Source organism: Brevundimonas sp. (assembly GCF_024711105.1).
GTDB lineage: Bacteria > Pseudomonadota > Alphaproteobacteria > Caulobacterales > Caulobacteraceae > Brevundimonas.
In genome coordinates this window covers 1-2,592 of the sequence record NZ_JANJTL010000042.1, presented here as the reverse complement: position 1 = coordinate 2,592, position 2,592 = coordinate 1, and the positions used below count along the sequence as shown (strand labels likewise).

The 2,592-nt window shown below is 66.2% G+C and carries 4 protein-coding genes, 2 tRNA genes and 1 pseudogene; 6 read left to right on the top strand and 1 reads right to left on the bottom strand.

Translation table 11 applies throughout. The features are described from left to right. The 6 genes and pseudogenes from Q0M60_RS03060 to Q0M60_RS03035 form a co-directional block, all read left to right on the top strand. Window positions 1-308: pseudogene (locus tag Q0M60_RS03060) on the top strand (single-stranded-DNA-specific exonuclease RecJ); the annotation flags it as partial. Window positions 309-374: 66 nt separating this feature from the next. Then, window positions 375-449: transfer RNA gene (locus Q0M60_RS03055), tRNA-Glu, on the top strand. Between the two features lie 113 nt (window positions 450-562). Beyond that, the gene (locus Q0M60_RS03050) at window positions 563-1,144 is read left to right on the top strand and encodes a cold-shock protein (protein WP_296815772.1); all 582 of its coding nucleotides are present in this window, start codon (window positions 563-565) and stop codon (window positions 1,142-1,144) included. Window positions 1,145-1,169: 25 nt separating this feature from the next. Then, complete coding sequence (locus tag Q0M60_RS03045) at window positions 1,170-1,655, top strand: DUF192 domain-containing protein (RefSeq protein ID WP_296815769.1); 486 nt, start codon at window positions 1,170-1,172, stop codon at window positions 1,653-1,655. 45 nt (window positions 1,656-1,700) lie between these two features. Beyond that, window positions 1,701-1,777: transfer RNA gene (locus tag Q0M60_RS03040), tRNA-Pro, on the top strand. A 25-nt stretch (window positions 1,778-1,802) separates the two neighbouring features. After that, window positions 1,803-2,108, top strand: a complete 306-nt coding sequence (locus tag Q0M60_RS03035; RefSeq protein ID WP_296815766.1) for an ETC complex I subunit — start codon at window positions 1,803-1,805, stop codon at window positions 2,106-2,108. A 7-nt stretch (window positions 2,109-2,115) separates the two neighbouring features. Here the strand turns inward: Q0M60_RS03035 and Q0M60_RS03030 are convergent. After that, window positions 2,116-2,592, bottom strand: a 477-nt coding sequence (locus tag Q0M60_RS03030) for a DnaB-like helicase C-terminal domain-containing protein (protein ID WP_296815763.1), incomplete at its 5' end; no start/stop codon positions are given.

The following is a 2,592-nucleotide window of genomic DNA, read 5'->3' as shown; positions in this document are numbered from 1 at the left end:
AGAGTTTCGAGCAGCTCGCTCCGTTCGGGACCGGCAACCCAGAGCCGACCTTCGCGGTGTCGGGCGCGCTGGTTCGCGACGTGCGGGTCCTGAACGGCGGCCACATCGCCTGCCGGCCGACCGATCCGGACGGCGCATCGTTGCGGGCCATCGCCTGGCGGGCGGCCGAGACGGCGGTGGGAGAAGCCCTGCTCGGCGCCAACGGATCGCTGGATTTGGCGGGGTGCCTGAAACCTGACGACTGGAACGGCAGGCGCGGCGTGCAGTTCGAAATCCAGGACGTTCACGACCCGCGCCGGATCGGCTGAATTCAACGCTGAGCGGGGGTTGCACCCACCCGGGGAGGCGGCTATATCGCCCGTCCGCGGCCGAGTGGTCCCTTCGTCTATCGGTTAGGACGTCAGGTTTTCAACCTGAAAAGAGGGGTTCGATTCCCCTAGGGACTGCCACCGCGGGCTATTTTTCCCTGAAAATAAAACAGTGATTTTTGGGTCTGTCACAGCAGCCCCGAAACCGTGTTATGCTCCGTAACGAGCCCATCGGGCTTGGGGCGAGAAGGATTATGTCGGGGCTGGATTTCGAAGAGGCGGACGCCGAGTCGGGCGTGCGCATCCACGGCCGGGTCAAGTGGTTCGATCCGGGCAAGGGCTACGGCTTTATCGTGCCGGATGACCCAACTCAGACCGATCTGAAGGACGTGCTTCTCCACATCACCAGCCTGCGCGACAGCGGGCGTGATTCGGCCGGCGAGGGCGCGGTCATCGTCTGTGACGTCGTCCGGCGGCCCAAGGGCTGGCAGGTCTCCAATATCGTCTCGCTCGAAGAAGGCGCCGCGGGCGGCGTTCAGCTGAGGACGCCGGGCTATGAGGGCCTGAAGCGGGAGCGGGGCGACTTCGGCATCCGGACGCGGCGTCCTGCGCCCGAGGCGTTCGAAGGACCGGCCGAGCGGGTCAAGGTCAAGTGGTTCAACCGCTCGAAGGGCTACGGCTTCGTGATGCGCGATGGCCAGGACGGGGATATCTTCGTCCACATCGAGACCCTGCGGCGGTGCGGGCTTGACGATCTCCAGCCGGGGGAGGAAGTGGAAGTCCGGTTCGCCCGTGGGCCCAAGGGCCTGGTGGTGGCCGAGATCGCGTCGGTCTAGCGACGCCTCAGTCCACGGAGGTCCCATGTCGGGGATCGGCTGGTTCAAGTTCGCCGCGGCACTCTTCGCGTCGGTCACCCTAACGGCCTGCACGACGCCTCAGTCCGCGCCCACCGGGCCCGACGGAGAGCCGCTCGAGCCGCTGAGCATCGTCACCGACAGCGGCGAGCATGACTTCTGGGTCGAGATCGCCGACGACGAGCAGGAGCGCCAGAGAGGCCTGATGTACCGGCCGCCGCTCGAGGACGACCGGGGGATGCTGTTCGAGTTTCCTGATTCGGCCGAGCGGGCCTTCTGGATGCGGAACACGCCCAGTTCGCTGGACATCATCTATGTGGCCGGGGACGGACGGATCGTCTCGATCGCGCGCAACACCACGCCCTATTCGGAGACCTCGATCCCCTCGAACGGAGCAGCCACGGGCGTCATCGAGCTGCGCGGCGGACGGGCGGCCGAGATCGGCGCCGAGGCCGGGGACCAGGTGCTGCATCCCTTCTTCGGAACCCGCTAGCGGCGGCGCGCGCCGCGTGGCAGAAGGCGCATCCGCCGAAGGACCCGGGGTGTAGCGCAGCCTGGTAGCGCATCTGCTTTGGGAGCAGAGGGTCGCAGGTTCGAATCCTGCCGCCCCGACCATCGGCGAATGACGGAGACCAAAGGCATGCTCGCGCGCATCTATCGCCCCGCCAAGACGGCCATGCAGTCCGGCAAGGCCAAGACCCAGGCCTGGACGCTGGAGTTCGGGCCCGCGTCGGCGCGGACGCCGGACCCGCTGATGGGCTGGTCGAGTTCGCGCGACATGAATGGGCAGATCCGGCTGAAGTTCGACACCCAGGCCGAGGCGGTCGCCTATGCGGAGAAGCACGGCATTCCGTTCCGGGTCTATGAGCCGCACGAAGCGCCTGTGATTATAAAAGCTTACGCGGACAACTTCGCGACGAATCGCAAGGTGCCCTGGACCCACTGATCCCCGATCAGCGCGGCTCGTAGCGGCCGGGCTGGGCCAGGTTGCCGAAGCGGGTCGTGTTTTCGTCGAAGCTGACCTTCACGGTGCCGATCGGACCGTGACGCTGCTTGCCGATGATGACCTCCGCCTTGCCGCGGACCTCGTCCATGTCCTGCTGCCACTTGAGGTGTTCCTCCGAGCCCTCGCGGGGTTCGGAGCGGCCGAGATAGTAGCTCTCGCGATAGACGAACATGACGACGTCGGCGTCCTGTTCGATCGAGCCGGATTCGCGCAGGTCTGACAGCTGGGGCCGCTTGTCCTCGCGGTTCTCGACCTGACGCGACAGCTGCGAGAGGGCGATCACGGGAACATTCAGCTCCTTGGCGAGCGCCTTCAGGTTTTGGGTGATCTCGGACACCTCCTGCACCCGGTTCATGTCGCGTCGTCCGCCGCCATCGGCGCCGCCGGCGGTGGCAAGCTGGAGGTAGTCGATGACGATCAGGTC